This window comes from Catonella sp. (assembly GCF_057250765.1).
Map to the genome: position 1 here is coordinate 32,709 of NZ_DBHIEC010000019.1, position 18,527 is coordinate 51,235.

Sequence of the window (18,527 nt, forward strand, 5' to 3'; positions counted from 1 at the left end):
GATAAAGGAGATTGGACAAGTGGAAAAATGGATTGATGTTGATTTACTTAAAAACTATCCGGAAGCTACGGATGAAATGGTTAAAAATGCTCTTGATACCTGCACAAATCAGGTTAAGAATAATATGCCTGAATTTGAGGAGCATTTTCCTCCTGCCAACAGCGAGGGGAATTTTTATAAGCCTGATATCAACACTGACTGGACAAGCGGATTTTGGACAGGTGAGGTATGGCTTGCCTATGAAAATGCGGCAAATGCTGAAGATAAGGCGTTATTTGAAAGGGCAGGAAAGAAGCAGGCTGATTCATTCTTAGAGAGAATCAACATTAGGCATTATATAGACCACCATGACATGGGATTTTTATATATACCTTCCTGTGTTGCCGCCTACCGTCTGTTAGGCTATGAAAATGGAAAGGAAGCTGCCATAAAGGCTGCCGACCAGCTTGTAAGCAGATACCGTCCCGAAGGAAAGTACATCCAGGCCTGGGGAGAGATGTGGGCAAGGGACAATGCAAGGCTCATCATTGACTGTATGCTTAATGTACCACTTCTATACTGGGCCAGTGAGGTGACAGGAGATGGACACTATGCAGATGTAGCTAAGAATCACATTCTTACAACTATGAAGTATGTAATAAGAGATGATGATTCTACCTGGCATACAATCTTCTTTGATCCTGACAGCGGTGAATTCTCACACGGAGCTACCTGCCAGGGCTACAAGGATGCCTCTGCCTGGGCAAGAGGACAGGCTTGGGGCATATATGGTACTGCAATTGCTTATAAGAATACAGGAGATCCTGAGTACATTAAATACTTTGAAAGAGTATCAAGATATTTTCTAAACCACCTTCCAAAGGACCTTTGCCCTTACTGGGATCTCTGCTTTGGAGATGGAGATGAGGCAGAACAGCCAAGAGACTCTTCTTCAGCGGCAATAGCAATCTGTGGTTTCCTTGAAATGAGCAAGTACCTTGATGATGAGAAGAGCGCTTATTATATATCGGTTGCAAAGAAGCTTATGTACTCACTTATAGAGAACTATCAGGTAAAGGATAAGGCTGTATCAAACGGACAGCTCCTCCATGGTACCTATGCGAGGAAGACACCTTATAACACCTGTAAGAACAGAGGTGTGGATGAATGTGTAATCTGGGGAGATTATTTCTTTATGGAAGCTCTCACAAGGCTTGCAAGACCTGATTGGAAGATGTATTGGTAAACAAACTACAGGAGTAGAATAATGATTAAATTAAAGATTGTTGGTAAGGATGAAAGAGAAAAGGCCTGTGGTTTTGAAGGCGAGGATAGGGCAGAGCTTGTCTATACAAGCGAATACCTTGACGGCGACAGGATAGTGCTTGATACGGATAGGGCAGGAAGATACTGTGTAGTACGCTTTGAAGACAGTATGAGAGAGGCATTTATCTATGTACCGGAAAGAAATGTAGCCTTCTTCATACCACCTGTAAACAACAGACCTAATTATTCACCAAAGAGCTTTACAGGCACAATGCACTATATAGAGGCCCGCTACGCTACAGAGGAAGAGATTGCAAAGGAAAAAAATCTGGTCTTAAATGTATATGACCAGCACGAAAACTCTACATTTTTCCCTCACGCATCAGCCAATGTGGAAACCAGAGGAGAGGCAGTATTTGCAGCCAGAAATGCAGTGGACGGCATGTATGCCAACTCTTCCCATGGAAGGTATCCTTATCAGAGCTGGGGCATAAACAGAGATCCTAATGCCGCTCTCACTGTGGACTTTGGAAGAGAGGTAGTGATTAGAGAGCTTAGGCTTACCCTAAGAGCAGATTATCCACACGATAATTACTGGGTAAGCGCAACAGTAAACTTTGATGACGGAAGCAAAGAGGTATTAAAGCTTGAAAAGTCAGATAAGCCTCAGAGCTTTAAGATAAAGGAAAAGAAGGTTAAAAGCTTTGTACTTGATAAGCTTATAAAAGCTGAAGGAGAATCACCTTTCCCAGCCCTCACTCAGATAGAGGCCTGGGGAGTGGAAGCGTAGAAACATAGGCTAAATATGAGTAGAAACTGCCTTTTAAGAAATGGACAAATTACAAGTATTACTAAAATGGCTAAGGAGTAGAAATACTCTATAAATTATAATAGGAGGATGAAATGGATATTAGATATTCGGTTAATCAGAGAGATTTTAAGCGTTATACCACAGAGGAAGTAAGGGGAGAATTCCTTATTGAGAATCTGTATAAAAAGGATGAGGTAGTTGCAGTATATTCTCACGTTGACAGAATGGTGACACTTGGCTGTATGCCTGTAAATGAGGCAGTTTCCATCAGCAAGGGCATAGATGTATGGGCAAACTTCGGTACTGAGTATTTCCTTGAAAGACGTGAAATAGGCATTTTCAATATAGGTGGAGCAGGTAAGATAAAGGCGGATGGAGAAGTTTTTGAAATGGGCTACAAGGACTGCCTTTATATTACAAAGGGTACAAAGGAAGTAACATTTGAAAGCAATTCTCCTGAAAATCCTGCTAAATTTTATATGGTAAGTGCACCTGCCCATACCTCATACAAGACCACCTTTATATCTATTGAGAAGGCGGCAAAAAAGCCTCTTGGAAGTATGGAAACTTCTAATAAGAGAGTAATTAATCAGTTCATTCATCCTGACGTGCTTCAGACCTGCCAGCTTTCAATGGGAATGACAGTACTTGAGCCGGGAAGTGTATGGAATACCATGCCTGCACATACACATGAGCGTAGAATGGAAATCTATATGTACTTTGAAGTGCCTGAGAATCAGGTTGTCTTCCATATGATGGGTGAGGGACAGGAAACAAGACATATTGTAATGCAGAATGAACAGGCTGTGATATCACCATCCTGGAGCATACATTCAGGTGCAGGAACCTCAAACTATACCTTTATATGGGCTATGGGTGGAGAGAATCAGGCATTTGATGATATGGACAATATAGAAACTACTGATTTGAGATAGGAGAAGAGTATGGAAAACATAATGAAACAGTACGATTTGACAGGAAAGGTGGCACTTGTTACAGGTGCTTCATACGGAATAGGCTTTGCCATAGCTAAGGGACTTGCTTCTGCAGGTGCGACCATAGTGTTTAACGACAGAAGAGAAGAGCTTGTGGAAAAGGGAATTGAGGCCTATAAGGAAGAGGGAATTAAGGCATACGGCTATGTGTGCGATGTAACAGATGAAGACGCAGTGGAAGAGCTGGTAGCAAAGGTTGAAAAAGAGGTTGGAATCATCGACATTCTTGTCAACAATGCAGGTATCATCAAGCGTATACCTATGTGCGAGATGAAGGCTTCAGAGTTCAGAGAGGTAATAGATATTGACTTAAACGGACCTTTCATCATGTCAAAGGCTGTAATACCAAGCATGATTAAAAAGGGACATGGAAAGATAATCAATATCTGCTCAATGATGAGCGAGCTTGGTAGAGAGACTGTAAGTGCTTATGCAGCTGCAAAGGGCGGACTTAAGATGCTTACCAAGAACATTGCATCTGAATTCGGCGAGCATAATATCCAGTGTAACGGAATAGGACCTGGATACATTGCTACACCTCAGACAGCTCCTCTTAGAGAGAAGCAGGCAGACGGCTCAAGACATCCTTTTGATTCATTTATAATTGCCAAGACTCCTGCTGCACGTTGGGGTGAGCCTGAAGATTTGGCAGGCCCTGCAGTATTTTTAGCATCTGATGCGTCAAACTTTGTAAATGGACACATACTATATGTGGACGGAGGCATACTTGCATACATCGGAAAGCAGCCTTAACAAAGGAATCCTGTGTAAAGATTCACTGTAAATAAAACATTCTTAATGGAGGTTGTTATGAAACTTAATGGGGTAAGAAAAAAAGTCAGTTGGATTTTAGCACTTGTTTTATGTACACAAATACTTATGCCTTCTACGCCTGTAGTTGCAAAGGCTTCTTTGATGGAGGATACAACCATGTCGGATAAAAGCAGCGCTACAGAAAGTGAAGTTAACAGTATTGAGGTTGTAAAAGGAAGTACGGCCTTAATTAAGACTCCTGAGGGGTTTAAGGAGCCAATCACCTGGACTACACTATTTAAGAATGCAGATGGTAATCCAATTAAAAATGTAGGAAGCAAGAAAAAGAAAGATGAATTAAAGAATGGTGAAAAAGATGGAGACCGCTCTGAGGGTATAGCTAAGACAGACCATATAGCAAAGATAGAAAGCACAGATGACGGTGGACTTATAACGGCTTTTGAAAAGGGAATGGTATATGCAAGGGCTGTTGACAGCAAGGGTAAGAGCAAAGAGTGGAAGGTAAATGTATTATATACAGCTAAAGAAAATCTTCCAAAAGTAACTTCTGAGGACTATAAGAGGCTCATAGGGAAGTGGACAGCTCAGCTGATAGGAGAAAATCCTGATGCGAATGATGCCGCTATTATGGAGACAATTAATAGTCTAAACACACAGGCTCAGGCATTGTGGGATAGTTACAGATATAAGGGACAGTCTGCCTGCGCAGATGTTCCTTGGCCTGATGAAATCGGCAAGAAGGGTAATAAGAACATTGAGTTTGCAAGGGATGCGGTTGAATTCAGACAGACCTTTAAGAATGTACTTTTGATGGCAAAAGCTTATCGTTTGGAGCATGGTGCGCTGTATAACAACAAAGCCTTGCTTAATGACATGATAAACATACTTGATTGGCTGACTACCAACTGTTATCGTCCACAGTCTCAGACTGACAACTGGTGGACCTGGGAGATAGGTATTCCTAAGGATATAGTTCCTACCCTCATACTTTTAGCGGATGATTTAACCAAGGAGCAGAAAGAAAAGTTCACTGAGGGAGTTAGATTCTTCCAGCCTGACCCTTATCATGGTGGCTCTATTGGCACCGGTTCTACACATGTACTTGGATATCGCATGCAGTATGCAGCTAATAGGGTGGATAACTCGATGACTGCACTTGGAATAGGTTTATTGCTTGAAGACAATGAGTCTGTGTATCTTGCAAGTGAAGCCTCATCTTCAGTACTTGAATTTGTTTCAGTTGAGGATAGTACAAAACTTGCTGAAAAAGGCTACCCAAACGGATATTATAAGGACGGTTCCTATATAGACCACTCACGTACTCCTTATGCAGGTTCTTACGGAATAGTAGTACTTGAGGGTATAGTGAATATATCAGCAATTTTAAACAATTCTCCTTGGCAGTTCAGACCTGAGAAGGCTAAGATATTAGAGGATATATTTGTAAATACTTATGGTTTAGGTGTTTATAATGGTTTAATGTTAGATACCTTACGAGGCAGAGCTGTCTCAAGAGAAATGGTTACTGACAAATCAATTGGACGCCAGGTAATGACATATATTATCAAGTCACTAGACACTGTTAGTGAAACCGGACGACAGATATTATTGAACTATCTTAAGAACTGGCTGGCTGCTGACTCTGAGTTTGTTGGAACCCTAAAAGAACTTAATGAAATCGTTGTAAAGCAAAAGGCTCAGGAAATAATCGGAAATGCAGGTATCTCAGGTGTTGTTGAAAGAGCTCATAAGAACTATCCTCTGATGGATAGGGCGGTTCACAGAACTGATAATTGGCTATTTACCCTCAGTATGTTTTCTGAAAGAATACAAAATACTGAGATTATGAATGGAGAGAATCTCTATGGATGGCATCAGAGTGATGGTATGACCTATCTTTATGGCAAGGATACATCCTATTATAACGATAATTACTGGAATACCATCAATCCTTTCCGCTTACCGGGAACTACAACTGTGTCAAAGAATATAGGAAATGGCGTAAAGGATAGCAGCGGCTTCTATCAGGACGGAGATTATACCTCTAAAGAGGCCTGGGTTGGTGGAAGCGAGCTTGGTGGCTATGGTATAAACGGTATGTCACTTTCAGGAGAAAATGACTCAAAGACACCTTATGAGCCTAATCTTAGAGCGTTAAAGTCATACTTTATGTTTGGTGATGAAATAGTATGCTTAGGTTCAGGAATAAATGATAAAGACAGCAATTTTATCACAGAAACAACTGTTGAAAATAGGAAGCTAAATGATACTGCATCAAATCAGATTACATTGAACGGGAATAAGCTTGAACTCACACCTGTTAATGTAAATGTGGCTGAGATTGTAAAGGGTGAAGGCCTTGGAACAGGTGCTGCTTCAATGGAAGGAAAGGCGCTTGAGAATCCTAAGTGGATTCAGCTTGAAGGAAATGTAGAAGGAGATGGGGTTGGTTTCTATTTTCCAAAGGAATCCGGACAGTTAAAGGCGAGAATAGCAGCAAGTACAGGTAATTGGGGAAATATTAATCTTACCGCTACAAAAGATGTAGTTAAGAATTACTTTGAGTTATGGTTTGACCATGGCAAGAATCCTCAGAATGCCGAGTATTCCTACGTAATTCTTCCGGGTAGAACTGAGGAAGAGATGAAGGAATATGAGAAGAATCCTTCTGTAGAAATCCTTGCAAATACCGATGAAGTACAGGCTGTAGGCTACAAGAACAAGAGTGTAATCGGTGCAAACTTCTGGCAGGACAAGACGGCAAGTGTAAGTGGCATAAGTTCTGATAAGAAGGCATCAATCATTGTGAAGCAGAGTGGAGATGTGGTTGAAATCGGAGTATCCGATCCTACCATGAAGAATCTTGGCACAATTGAAGTAGACATCGACAAGGAATTTGGTGAGGTTATCAGTGCAGATCCTAATGTTACTGTAGCAGCAAATAACGGAAAGGTTCACCTTGTTGTAAATACTGCGGGTAAAAACGGTGATACCTCTTATGCTGTGGTAAGATTAAAAACAAATAAGCCTTCTGAGACTACAGGTATTCCTGTAATCCCGGTAATTCCTGCCAAGAAACCTTCTACACCTGAAATTCAGCTTACCGAAGATAAGACTCCTGAGGGTAAGGTAGTAGAGGGAAATACCGCTACCACAGGTGAAGAAAAGAAGAATACAGCACTTAAAAAGATAAGGCTTAACTTTAACCTTACAAAGGCTGAGGTAAAGAAAGGTATTAAGAATCTTTCCAAGATATTGGTTAAAAAGGTCACACTGAAGAAGGCTGCGAAGGAGCCAGCTGATTTGAGCCTTTCTGTAAGAGATGAGAAAAAGAAGGTGATTTACTCATGGTTTATAAGTGGAAAGGAACTTGCGGCTTCTAAGAGTAAGTTTAAGGACCTTAGCTTAGGCTTAAAGGTTATTCCATCAGTCAAGATAAAGCCTTTAAAATCATTGCTTAAAGGTAAGAATGGAGCTGTAGTTTCATTCACATATAGGGGTAAATTCCCTGCTACTGCTACCATTAAGCTACACGATAAGCTCTTTAAATATCCAAGGAATACAAAGCTCTATGTATATAAATACAATGAGAAGAAAAACAGGATAGAAAAAGCTAACGGAAGTGAAGTAAAGGCTGTGAGCAAGGGAGTGATAACTCTTAAAATATCAAAGGGTTCAGATTATCTGATTTTACCTAATAAGTTGAAGAAGTAATGTATTAGTTAAGCAAAGGCTTATTTAAAGCAGTCCTGTTGTTTCAATGAATTAAGCCGGTCCATATGGCGTGTGGACTGGCTTTATGAACGTTTATGAAAAAAAACAACTGTTAGGAGGTTTGCAATTGATGGCTAATAATGGTTGTAAAGCTATGATGCATAGATATGGTTTAAAATGATAAAGGCAGAAATATATTATCAAGAAACTGCCATTGCAAAAATTTCTAAAATAATAAAATAACATTTGCAAATAAATAATTAATGTGCTAGAATAACCTCCAGAAATAAATGTTAAATATTTAACATACTTTGCTAAAGTATTATGTTAACAACTAAATTAAATGGAGGTTTGTTATGGAACGTTTAAGAATGATGCGTGCGCCACTTAAGTATGTACAGGGAAAAGGGGCCCTTCTTCACTTTCACAAAGAAATGGAATACATGGGCAAGAGATGGTTATTTGTCTGTTCCAACAGCGGTTACAAATGCTGCCACGATGAGTTAGAAAAGAGCTTTGAGGGTAAGGATGATTACCGCAGATATGAGGTATTCGGAGGGATATCCAGTATCAGCGAGATAAAGAAGATGCAGGATATAATTGTGGCTGATAAAATAGATGTAGTAGTTGCAGTAGGTGGTGGCTCAGCAGTTGATGCAGCCAAGGCAGCAGCTTATTATGAAGGCAAGAGAGTAGTTATCATACCTACCGTTGCAGCTACTGATGCACCTTGTACAGGACTTTCAGTTATTTATAATGATGATGGAAGCTTTAATAAATACCTTTTCTATCCACAGAATCCTGATGCGGTTTTAGTGGACAGCGATGTAATAGCTAAGGCCCCTGTTAAGTTCTTAATAGCAGGAATGGGGGATGCTTTGGGCACCTACTTCGAGGGAAGAGCTTCACTTCGTACTGAGTCTCCTAGCCTTGAGGGTGGCGGTATCACAAGAGCCGGTATGGCTATTGCAAAGACCTGCTATGAGACTTTAAGGACTCATGGAAAGGCAGCAGTTGTTGCCTGTGAGAATAATGTTGTTACTCCTGCTCTTGATGCTGTTATAGAGGCAGCTGTTTATCTATCAGGCGTAGGTGCTGATAATGTAAACTGTGCAGCGCCACATTCATTCTACAATGGTCTTACATCTTTGGGTGGACATGATGCCTACCATGGTAACTGCGTAGCATTTGGTACCCTAGTGCAGCTTACTCTTGAGGGAGCTGACAAAGCAGAGTTTGAGGATATTCAGAACTTCTGCCTTGAGGTAGGACTTCCTATAACACTTTCAGAACTTGGTGATTTCACAGATGAAGACATCCATACTATGTCTAAAAATGCCTGTGTAGAAGGTGAAACCATTCATAACCTTGCAGGAGATGTAACCCCTGAAGAACTCTACTGCGCTATCATTGCAACAGATGCTTTAGGAAAAAAGAGACTTGGAAAGTAATTAGGTATATTGTAAGCACGGCTTTATGGCATTTACAGTTAGTGTATCCATAAAGGCGTGCTTTATTTTTTTATGTAGATAAGCGAAGATACAGCTGTTAGCTAAAAGAGTTATTATAGCCGTCAACATTTTTATTGATTATTTCTCCAAATAGGTATATACTCCAAAGTTAGAAATGAATAACAAAACAGATAGTTTTGATACTACCTGCTAAAGGAAAGGGATTCAAACTATGGGCTTAATGGATGAAAAGATGACAAGCTCTGTGTCAAAATCAGAGGGGGTTGAGGCAGAGTTTAGGAGTATTGCTGCGAAAGAGAAGGGAGAGCTTCTTAAAGAGCTTAGCTGCAGTGATAAGGGAATAAGTGATGATGAAAGGGAAGAAAGACTTGAAAAATACGGATACAATGACTTATCCGCAAATCAAAAGCACAGCTGGCTGTATTTTATAGTTCACAGCTTCACTGATGCGTTTATTTTGGTGTTGCTTGTATTGTCGTTAGTTACCTTCGTCATTGAGAAGGATGTTGTTTCCGGAGTAATTATACTTGCTCTTGCCTGCATGAGTGCAGTCATAAGGTTTGTACAGGACTACGGTTCTTACCTTGACATGCAAAAGCTTAAGGAAATGGAACATGATACAGTTAGAATACAGGTTCCGGGTGAAAATGGTCCTGAAGTAAGAGAGGTACCTGTTGAAGAGGTTGTTCCGGGAGACATACAGTTAATTGGCTCAGGAGACATTGTCTGCGGTGACTTATATCTCCTTGAAAGCAGAGATTTATTTGTATCTGTTTCAGCATTTACAGGGGAATCAATTCCTGTAGAAAAGACTGTTGGTGCAGATTTACGAAATGTAAATGCTGCTGAGTTAAACAATATATGCCTTGGTGGCTCTACTGTTAACTCAGGAACAGGCCTTGGTGTTGTGGTACGCACAGGAAAGAGCTCATATCTTGGGGGAATTTCTTCCACAATACATACAAAGAAGAAAGAGACTGACTTTGACCGCAGTCTTGCAAAGATAACAAGGATACTTATTACCTACATGGTAGTTGTAGTTTTATTTGTGCTCCTAATCAATGGTCTGGTTAAGAAGAACTGGCTTGAAGCCTTCCTCTTTGCGATTTCAGTTGCAGTAGGCATTACGCCTGGTATGCTCCCAATGATTGTAAATGGTACTCTGGCAAAGGGTGCGAAGTTTCTTGCAAAGAAGAAAACGATTGTTAAAAACATGTCAGCCATTCAGAATCTTGGCGCGATTGATGTTCTTTGTACAGACAAGACCGGAACATTGACAATGGACAATGTAATTTTGCAGAATTATTATGATATTAACGGTGAAGAATCACATCTGGTACTTAATTATGCGTGGATGAACGCATATTACTCAACAGGAGTTAAGAACCTGATCGATAGGGCTATTTTAGCCTATGGGCAAGAAAATGATGTAAATAAGTATGCGGGAGGATATGTAAAGACTGACGAGATTCCTTATGACTTTGAACGCCGCAGAATGAGCGTGCTTGTATCTAATCCCGGAGGAATGCACTTAGACGGTGGTGAAGAGGAATTGCTTCCTAAGCCAAATGAAGAGGTGCTTATTACAAAGGGAGCCCTCGAGTCTGTACTTGAGTGCTGCAGCCGTATTAGAGTGAAGAGGGAGTATAACAATATCAGTGAGGCCGATTTGGATAGGATAAAAGCCCTGGCTGACAGGCTAAACCAAGAAGGTATGCACGTAATTGGGGTTGCAGCAAAGAAAAGAAGTATTGACGCTCCAACGGTCTTTCATGCAGAGGATGAAAATGATTTGACATTCTTAGGCATTGTCGCATTTCTTGACCCTCCTAAGCCTGATGCAAAGGAAGCAATACACGGTCTTTATGGTGCAGGGGTTCACGTAAAGGTAATCTCGGGAGACGCACCTGTAGTTGTAGAACACGTATGCAAGCTGGTTGGAATGAGGACAGACGGACAGAAGGCCATAACAGGCTCTGACATTGAAAATATGAGTGATGAGGCTCTGTCATCCGTTGTTGAAAACAATGACATATTTGCACGTCTATCTCCAATGCAGAAGAAGCGTGTGGTAGATGCCATAAGGAAGAACGGCCACGTTGTAGGATATATGGGAGACGGTGTAAATGATGCACCAAGCCTTCATGATGCGGATGTGGGTATATCAGTAGATAATGCAACAGACGTAGCAAAGGCAAGTGCAGATATCATTCTCTTAGAGAAGAGCCTGACTGTTATATTAAACGGTATTTATGAGGGAAGACGAATCTATGGCAATATACTTAAGTATATGAAAATGGCTCTCTCAGGCAATTTCGGAAATGTATTTTCAGTGCTTATTGCCTCCATTTTCCTGCCATTTTTACCAATACTGCCTCTGCAGATTCTGATTCAGAACCTAATATACGATTTCACTCAGATTGCGATACCTTGGGACAATGTTGATGATGAGTTCCTACAGGGACCTCACAAGTGGAACAGTGCCTCACTTGTGTCATTTATGAATGTTATGGGCGGTGTGTCATCAGTATTTGATGTAATGACCTTCTTAGTTCTCTGGTTCGTTCTGGGGTACAACACACTTGGAATGCAGAACTATTTCCAGACGGGATGGTTTGTTGAAGGACTCATTTCGCAGATACTGATAGTTCAGTTTATACGTACTGCCAAGAGGCCTATTATTGAATCAAGATGTGACGCAAGGCTTGGGCTGGCATCTGCACTTGGCATACTGGCAGCTATTTCAATTCCTTTCATATTCGACAGAACTTCAAATGCCGTATTTACCAAGATGCCGGCAGAATTCTTTGTGTTCTTGATACTAATTTTAGTGCTATACAGCGTCACAATTGAGATTGTAAAGAAGTTTTATACCAGAAAATACGGAGCTTGGCTATAATTTAATACTAAGGGGGAGTAGCAATGTTTTGGGATAAGATAGCGGGATTTTATGATTTTTTTGAAAAATGCTTCAATGGGGAAGTGAACAAAAAGCTTGTGGCGGAAGTTGCAGGCTTGATTGAAAAGGATGATGTGGTTTTAGAATGTGCCTGTGGAACCGGTATGATAACAGGGGGCATTTCACCTAGATGCAGAGAGGTTGTGGCAACAGATTTTTCTGAAGGCATGTTAGGGCAGGCGCGAAAGAACTGCGTTCACTTAAAGAATGTAAGGATAGAAAAAGCTGATATTATGCACCTTGGGTATGAGGATGAAGCATTTGATAAGGTTGTCGCAGGCAATGTTATACATTTACTGGATGAACCCCATAAGGCACTTGAGGAGCTCCTTAGGGTATGCAAAGAGGGCGGATATGTCATCATTCCAACATATATCAATAATAAAACTGGTGACAAGCCAAAATTTATTGTTAAATGCTTAGAAAAACTAGGGGCAGATTTTAAGAAGGAGTTTAACTTTGACTCTTACAAGCAGTTCTTTGCTAAAGCAGGCTTTGAAGAGGTTCAATATAAGCTTATAAAGGGGAAGCTGCCTTGTGCGATAGCAGTGATTAGGAAGGACTAGGGGAGAGATAGAGAGTGAATGAAGATGATAGCATGAGAATAAAAAATGAGGCAAATTTCTTTATGAGAAAATTGGACACATTTCCTGCGCTGTACCAGAGAGGAATTGTAACGCTTTGGACAGCTGAGGTTTGGGAAGCTTTATGGAGTACAGTTATCATCTTCATTACCATAAAGCATTACAGCAAAATGAAAGAATCGTCATAAATCGAAATCAATTCATTAGTTAAATCTCAGTTTTTCCTATCAATGGTGAGGAAAATCAAAAGCTAATCACACAAATTCTAATTTGTAAATCTACTTAGGATTGCTTTACACAAAAGTCAAGCAATGCAAGAAATTAGAAAGTATGATGCCTAATAATCCATCAGTTTATCAACCAAAGACAACTACATTTTCATATAACTTTATAGCAGGTGGCAAAGCAAAATAGCCACCTGTTTTTTCTTTATTAAGCCTTATCAAATCCATATTTATTTGGTAAAATAAAAGCATTGGTTCAGACCTTATAACGGTAGCTCTTAATTTGAAACCTTTTTAACGATACTGCAGTTAAAAGCTGAGTAGGCAAACCCACGCAAAACAGGGTAAAATATGGTACTTTAGGAGGTACATTTTGTGACTTGAGTAATTTTATCGGTCTCTGCAAAACTACTCATTATAAAGTTGCAGAATGATGTAAAGTGGTCAAGTATGATAAAAACAGTTCGTGGTGTTCTTCAATGAGCATTCCAGATGGCGGTTGATGATGATTTAATAGTAACGAATCCATTTGGATTTCGATTTACAGGTGTGGTGGTAAATGATAGTGTTACGAGAAAGACACTCAACTAGAAAAAGTTGCGGAAGAGTTGAAACGAATGGAAGAGTTTAGAAAGGCACATGCATAAATAGAAAAAATGATGCAAATGCGGTATCGCAGAAATGATTAAAGTAGTGTAGTAATGCTACAGGATAGAGACGCTAAGGCTTTACTGGGGCTACAGGGGTACTTTTTTCTTGTAGAAATTGGGCATTTCTGATATTATTATAGTATTATGGGTAAGACAAGTGCGATAAAGGAGAAGGACCAAGGAGGAATTTCTATGGGATTACGATTTCGCAAGAGCATAAAACTTGGTGGCGGTTTTAGAATCAATATAAGCAAAAGTGGTATTGGTTATAGTTGGGGTATGAAAGGTGTACGAATAACTAAGACGACCAAAGGAAATGTAAGAGGTACAATTGGCATTTCGGGTACTGGATTATATTATTCGGAAGAAATTAGCCACAAGAGAAAAACGAACAAACAAGGCAGAGTGAACAATTGCGTACCACATACTCCTGTGCCAGTGCAGTCAGCTAATGATATTTTGACGAGCGAAAATATGGAAACTGTTAATGTGGGAGATTATCAGACGGCAGAATATAGAGATTTATTATATAGTATCAAGAAAATCCAAGGCTTGAATTTCTTGAGCACAATACTGATTTGGACATTTTTGTTGTCTGCAATTCCTGTTTTCGTTTTTACAGGAATTGTAGGTGTGATACTAAAAATTTGTGTACATGTAAAATTGCCTATTGCCATGGAATATGAATTTGATGAAGATACACAACACTCTTTTGAGAATCTCACAGCAACATGGATGAGTATGAATCAAAATAAGAAATTTTGGCAAACCATATCAGCTGCTAAGATTCAGAATACGAAGGTTAATGGTGGTGCAAGTAGGAGTGTTACACGAATTCCTGCAAAAGCAATTGGCAAGCCTCCGTTTTTTATAAAACCTAATGTAAAGATTTTTGGTTTAAAATTGCGTAAGCAACAACTATTCTTTTTGCCAGATAAATTACTTGTAGTATCAGGTACAAAAGTTGGTGCGATTAATTACAATGAAATTAGGATGGAATTGGGTACAACAAGATTTATTGAAGATGGTGTAGTGCCTAAAGATGCCAAAGTAGTCGGAAAAACGTGGTTGAAAGTGAATAAGAATGGAACACCAGATAAACGATTTAAGGACAATAGGCAAGTGCCTATTTGTGAATATGGTGCTATTATTATTGAATCTGGAGCCATCCTTTATGTTGAATTGATGTGTTCAAATTCGAATACTATTGAACAGATGAGAACCTATACGGAGCAAGTGTTCAAATAATAATTAAGGGGTACTTTGATACAAGGTATCCCTTTGTTTGCTTTAAATAAAATAGTAGTAAAATATGACGAAGAGAAAGTAGGGAAGATAGATGGATAAGAAGGATTCATATGAGAGTATAGCAAACTCGATGTGTAAAAGTGTAGAAGTTATAGAAAAAATCCAAGTGAGTGTTGCTCCCATTTTGGAACTACAGGAAAGAATACAACAATTTGAAAGTCCTACTCTTAGAATCTGTGATGAATGGAGTAACAGCGTAGCAACAAATTTAGCTACAGAATTAACTGCATTCATTACAAATCCTGTGATTCAAGGGATACAGTCACTCACATCATGCTTCGGTAAGTGGTTGCAAACGGTAGACTTTTCACCTTGGGTAGGTATTTTAGAGAATATTCAAAATATAGGATTTGATTTTGATTATGAAGAAGTCAATGAGATATTTCTGAAAGCAATGTTCAATGTAAGGTGGTTCCCATATGCAGGATGGAATGCTGATTGTAGAATTGTTGATTCAATGCTTGAAATCCTAAATACTAGTAGAGCTAGTAAAAATCGGGTAAATAGAATTGATAGGCTGATTTTTTCTTATTATGGCAAGGAAGAAATAAATAACTTCAAACGTAGATGGAGACAAATGAATCTTCCATCATACATGACAAGAATTTTAATTCAATCCGTTCAAGCCTATCATCGTAGAGAATATGCACTTACTGTTAGTGTACTATCGACCTTATGGGAAGGCATTATTCAAGAGAAAATGAATGATAACAGTTATCGTATTTGTCGAAAGACTCGTGAAAACCTTGGAAAGTTAATTAAAGAAAATGAATTTAATAAAATATTCGCATCATTTTGTGATGAATTTATTTTCTATAATTGTACTAAACCAGATGAAGTGAAATTAGATGTTCCTGGGCGACATGGCATAGCTCATTGTTGGTATGATACATATCCAAATAGAAAGATGGCATTAAATGCAATTATATTTACCCATTTCCTATTAGAATTAAAGCCTATAGTAAAGGAAGAATATACTAACGAAAATCTTTATTAGTAGGAATTTCCGTTTTACTACCATTTCTACTAGTAACAGGTAGTTGTAACTTGCTAAATGATGCTATAATTTGTCTGTCTGACAATCAAACAACAATTTACCTATAATCCCTGAAAGGACTGCAAAATAAGGTGATTCAGGGTGATTTAAGGAGTTTGATAACTATGACAAAAATACTTTTCATCCGCCACAGTACCATGTTGCACTTTGTAATCCAAGACATAATTAACAAAGCAGGTCAACAGACGAGTTCTTTATTGGCTCCAAGGCTACCAGTATAGAGGCACTTGGAGATTCCATCCACTATGGGATAGTGAAAAAGCTTAAAGAAATGGGGGTGTCTGTTCTACTACATACTTCTATTCGAATAACCAAGAAAGAATACGGGGATTTTGACCACATTATCGCTATGGATACAAGCAACCTTATAAACTTTGACAGAATTCTAAATGGATATCTAGAAAAGAAGATAAGAAAGCTTCTTTCTTTCGTAGGCAAAGATGGTGATATAACTGACCATTGGTATACATTGGAGACTTTGACACAAACCACTATATCACAATTTATTGACATATGAAATTGGAGATAGTATAATCCTTATATAGATTTTTGCGGTACAATTATATAGAGAGGGATAATGTTATGGGCAGACCATGGTATATGTCATTGTATGCAGATGAGAAAACACAACAGATATTTGATGAATTTGTTAAAATCAAAGGAATTAAAAAAAACTAAGGCACTAATGGAAATGCTTGAAATCTATATGTTGTGTCAGGATGAGGAACTGTACACAAGATTAAAGAAGAAATCCCTAGGAGTGGAGGCGGCAAAGCAGATGTTAATGCAGAGAACACATAAGAAAGAATTAAACGATTATATTATTATGAAACTAGGAACAAGCCAAGATGCAGATGGAAATATAATTGATGGTATTGAAACAATTAATGCGTATATTAGGAACTGCTCTGAAAATGGGAAAGGTTATACTTGGTTCTCTACAAATGCACTTTCTAAAGGTATGAATGAGAAAAAAGTAAGGGATTATAATTTTTTGTGTGAATCGGGTGAAAATGTAAGAATACTATTTGCTATTGGAAAAGATGTTAACGATATTGTATATTCTGCTAGAGTATTGGAGATTGTATCTGAAAGTGACGGTGTTATTTGTCCTGATTGCAAAGCTTATGTACCTAGTGAATTTGTGTATGAAGAAAAAGCAAAAATATGGATAAAAATAACAAATATTCAAGAGGAGAAGGAACTGAAAGCTGAAATGCTAAAGTTTAGAAAGACAAATTCAAATTTGAAACAGGTAATATCCAATTCACAGTTTAATTTCGGATATGTTTATATAGAGTAAAATTAAGTGATATCGTAGGAATCAAACGGTATTTGACCTAGGAACTTGTATTTAATAAAAAAAGATGATGACCCTGGTGATGATGTGTTGCCGGGGTTATTTTTGTGATAGAAAAAGCAAAAGTGTTATGCTATGATAAATTATATATTAGACGGGGTGATTTATGTCCTATATTTTAATGTAACATTCAATTAGAATTAAAAACTGTTATTGACCGCAACTTGACGTACGCTAAAAAGTACGTTATATTTAAGGTGAAAGGAGATGATGTCATGACTTCAATTAGTATAACAAAGGCAAGAGCAAACTTATATCAGACAGTTTCGGATGTCAATGAATACTCTGAACCTATAACAATAACAAATAATAGGGGGAAAAATGCAGTATTAATATCAGAGGATGATTGGCTGGCAATTCAGGAAACCTTGTATCTTAATTCCGTTCCGGGTATGACGCAAAGTATTTTGGATTCCAGAGCAGAAGATGTTTCTGAGTGTACATCTTATAATCCGGAGGAGGAGTGGTAGATGTATTTAATTAAATTCAGTAAACAGGCTGATAAGGACAAAAAGCTATTAAAGGGTGCAAGGCTTGATGGAAAAGCAAAAGAACTTCTAAATATTATAGCGGATGATCCATTCAAAGAGCCACCGCCATATGAGAAATTGGTTGGAAATCTGAGCGGTTTCTATTCAAGAAGAATAAATATACAGCATAGATTAGTTTATGAAGTCTATGCTCAGGAAACTTATGAAGATGATACAGCGTATGAAGGAATAGTGAAGGTGGCACGTATGTGGACACATTATGATGGAATGAGGTAAATCGCTAAAAACTAATTTGTAGGGCTAATGTGTTTGTTTGTTGACTAAGTTACGCCTCCACTAATAAATGTCCAGACTCGCTCCGGTTTTTCTGTAAGATGCTGCTTAAGAATAGTTCCGTTGACGAAAAACCTAATGCGCTCGCTTAGGCATTATTAGTTCCGGCTGTTTAATTGATGAACGATAACAAACAAATGCATCAGCCACATGGGGGCAGGTGGGGTGCTGTCTTTAATTTGGCATTCGAGTTATTATTTGTATAGATTTACGGTGCCAGCTACGAATGATAAATTCTAAGCGAGCGCATTAGGCGGAGCGAAGCGGATGCCGGAGCGAGTCTGAAATGTTATCATTCGGAGCGTCACTTAAGTCAGTTTATATAACTCGACAAATTAGAATTTGTAAATCTATTCAGGATTGCTTTACACAAAAGTCAAGTAATGGAAGAAATTAGAAAGTATGATGCCTAATAATTCATCAGTTTCTCAACCAAAGATAACTACATTTTCATAAAACTTTATAGCAGGTGGCAAAGCAAAATGCCACCTGTTTTTCTGTAGTGTGCCTTGCGGCGCACGTTTCTAAAGGGTGAAAGTCCCTAATCCGC

Annotated in this window: 15 protein-coding genes; all 15 read left to right on the top strand. The window is 38.8% G+C overall.

From position 1 onward, the window contains the following. Nucleotides 1-19 precede the first annotated feature (19 nt). Nucleotides 20-1,225 carry a glycoside hydrolase family 88 protein gene (locus ACO6HM_RS09805; protein WP_485390864.1) on the top strand — a complete coding sequence of 402 codons (1,206 nt, stop codon included), beginning with the start codon at nt 20-22 and terminating at the stop codon, nt 1,223-1,225. A 21-nt stretch (nt 1,226-1,246) separates the two neighbouring features. After that, the gene (locus ACO6HM_RS09810) at nt 1,247-2,035 is read left to right on the top strand and encodes a carbohydrate-binding protein (protein WP_485390865.1); all 789 of its coding nucleotides are present in this window, start codon (nt 1,247-1,249) and stop codon (nt 2,033-2,035) included. Nucleotides 2,036-2,148: 113 nt separating this feature from the next. Further along, the gene (gene kduI, locus ACO6HM_RS09815) at nt 2,149-2,991 is read left to right on the top strand and encodes a 5-dehydro-4-deoxy-D-glucuronate isomerase (RefSeq protein ID WP_485390866.1); all 843 of its coding nucleotides are present in this window, start codon (nt 2,149-2,151) and stop codon (nt 2,989-2,991) included. Between the two features lie 9 nt (nt 2,992-3,000). Continuing rightward, a complete protein-coding gene (locus ACO6HM_RS09820) occupies nt 3,001-3,804 on the top strand; it encodes a gluconate 5-dehydrogenase (RefSeq protein ID WP_208430214.1) in 804 nt (267 codons plus the stop codon). A 57-nt stretch (nt 3,805-3,861) separates the two neighbouring features. Then, on the top strand, nt 3,862-7,539 hold the full coding sequence (locus ACO6HM_RS09825) for a polysaccharide lyase 8 family protein (RefSeq protein ID WP_485390867.1): 3,678 nt from the start codon (nt 3,862-3,864) through the stop codon (nt 7,537-7,539). Between the two features lie 356 nt (nt 7,540-7,895). Continuing rightward, nucleotides 7,896-8,990 (top strand): glycerol dehydrogenase, encoded by a 1,095-nt coding sequence (locus ACO6HM_RS09830; RefSeq protein ID WP_485390868.1) that lies wholly within the window; start codon nt 7,896-7,898, stop codon nt 8,988-8,990. A gap of 232 nt (nt 8,991-9,222) precedes the next feature. Next, nucleotides 9,223-11,910, top strand: coding sequence for a magnesium-translocating P-type ATPase (mgtA, locus tag ACO6HM_RS09835; protein ID WP_485390869.1), 2,688 nt, complete (start codon nt 9,223-9,225; stop codon nt 11,908-11,910). Nucleotides 11,911-11,933: 23 nt separating this feature from the next. Then, complete coding sequence (locus ACO6HM_RS09840; RefSeq protein WP_485390870.1) at nt 11,934-12,536, top strand: class I SAM-dependent methyltransferase; 603 nt, start codon at nt 11,934-11,936, stop codon at nt 12,534-12,536. A gap of 14 nt (nt 12,537-12,550) precedes the next feature. After that, the gene (locus tag ACO6HM_RS09845; RefSeq protein ID WP_485390871.1) at nt 12,551-12,742 is read left to right on the top strand and encodes a hypothetical protein; all 192 of its coding nucleotides are present in this window, start codon (nt 12,551-12,553) and stop codon (nt 12,740-12,742) included. 878 nt (nt 12,743-13,620) lie between these two features. Beyond that, nucleotides 13,621-14,676, top strand: a complete 1,056-nt coding sequence (locus ACO6HM_RS09850) for a DUF4236 domain-containing protein (RefSeq protein ID WP_485390872.1) — start codon at nt 13,621-13,623, stop codon at nt 14,674-14,676. A 91-nt stretch (nt 14,677-14,767) separates the two neighbouring features. Next, nucleotides 14,768-15,733, top strand: a complete 966-nt coding sequence (locus ACO6HM_RS09855; protein ID WP_485390873.1) for a hypothetical protein — start codon at nt 14,768-14,770, stop codon at nt 15,731-15,733. Between the two features lie 256 nt (nt 15,734-15,989). After that, on the top strand, nt 15,990-16,310 hold the full coding sequence (locus ACO6HM_RS09860; RefSeq protein ID WP_485390877.1) for an arsenate reductase/protein-tyrosine-phosphatase family protein: 321 nt from the start codon (nt 15,990-15,992) through the stop codon (nt 16,308-16,310). Nucleotides 16,311-16,370: 60 nt separating this feature from the next. After that, nucleotides 16,371-17,096, top strand: coding sequence for a hypothetical protein (locus ACO6HM_RS09865; protein WP_485390874.1), 726 nt, complete (start codon nt 16,371-16,373; stop codon nt 17,094-17,096). Between the two features lie 272 nt (nt 17,097-17,368). Next, complete coding sequence (locus ACO6HM_RS09870) at nt 17,369-17,623, top strand: type II toxin-antitoxin system Phd/YefM family antitoxin (RefSeq protein WP_485379935.1); 255 nt, start codon at nt 17,369-17,371, stop codon at nt 17,621-17,623. Further along, entirely contained in the window at nt 17,624-17,920 is a 297-nt protein-coding gene (locus ACO6HM_RS09875) for a Txe/YoeB family addiction module toxin (RefSeq protein WP_485379936.1), read from the top strand. It abuts the gene before it with no gap. Nucleotides 17,921-18,527 lie beyond the last annotated feature (607 nt).

Bases quoted from the DNA above. Each gene is read 5' to 3' on its own strand.
- ACO6HM_RS09810 (WP_485390865.1), top strand. From the start codon at position 1,247: ATGATTAAATTAAAGATTGTTGGTAAGGATGAAAGAGAAAAGGCCTGT.
- ACO6HM_RS09820 (WP_208430214.1), top strand. From the start codon at position 3,001: ATGGAAAACATAATGAAACAGTACGATTTGACAGGAAAGGTGGCACTT.
- ACO6HM_RS09865 (WP_485390874.1), top strand. From the start codon at position 16,371: ATGTTATGGGCAGACCATGGTATATGTCATTGTATGCAGATGAGAAAA.
- mgtA (WP_485390869.1), top strand. From the start codon at position 9,223: ATGGGCTTAATGGATGAAAAGATGACAAGCTCTGTGTCAAAATCAGAG.
- ACO6HM_RS09825 (WP_485390867.1), top strand. From the start codon at position 3,862: ATGAAACTTAATGGGGTAAGAAAAAAAGTCAGTTGGATTTTAGCACTT.
- kduI (WP_485390866.1), top strand. From the start codon at position 2,149: ATGGATATTAGATATTCGGTTAATCAGAGAGATTTTAAGCGTTATACC.
- ACO6HM_RS09875 (WP_485379936.1), top strand. From the start codon at position 17,624: ATGTATTTAATTAAATTCAGTAAACAGGCTGATAAGGACAAAAAGCTA.
- ACO6HM_RS09870 (WP_485379935.1), top strand. From the start codon at position 17,369: ATGACTTCAATTAGTATAACAAAGGCAAGAGCAAACTTATATCAGACA.
- ACO6HM_RS09850 (WP_485390872.1), top strand. From the start codon at position 13,621: ATGGGATTACGATTTCGCAAGAGCATAAAACTTGGTGGCGGTTTTAGA.
- ACO6HM_RS09830 (WP_485390868.1), top strand. From the start codon at position 7,896: ATGGAACGTTTAAGAATGATGCGTGCGCCACTTAAGTATGTACAGGGA.
- ACO6HM_RS09855 (WP_485390873.1), top strand. From the start codon at position 14,768: ATGGATAAGAAGGATTCATATGAGAGTATAGCAAACTCGATGTGTAAA.
- ACO6HM_RS09840 (WP_485390870.1), top strand. From the start codon at position 11,934: ATGTTTTGGGATAAGATAGCGGGATTTTATGATTTTTTTGAAAAATGC.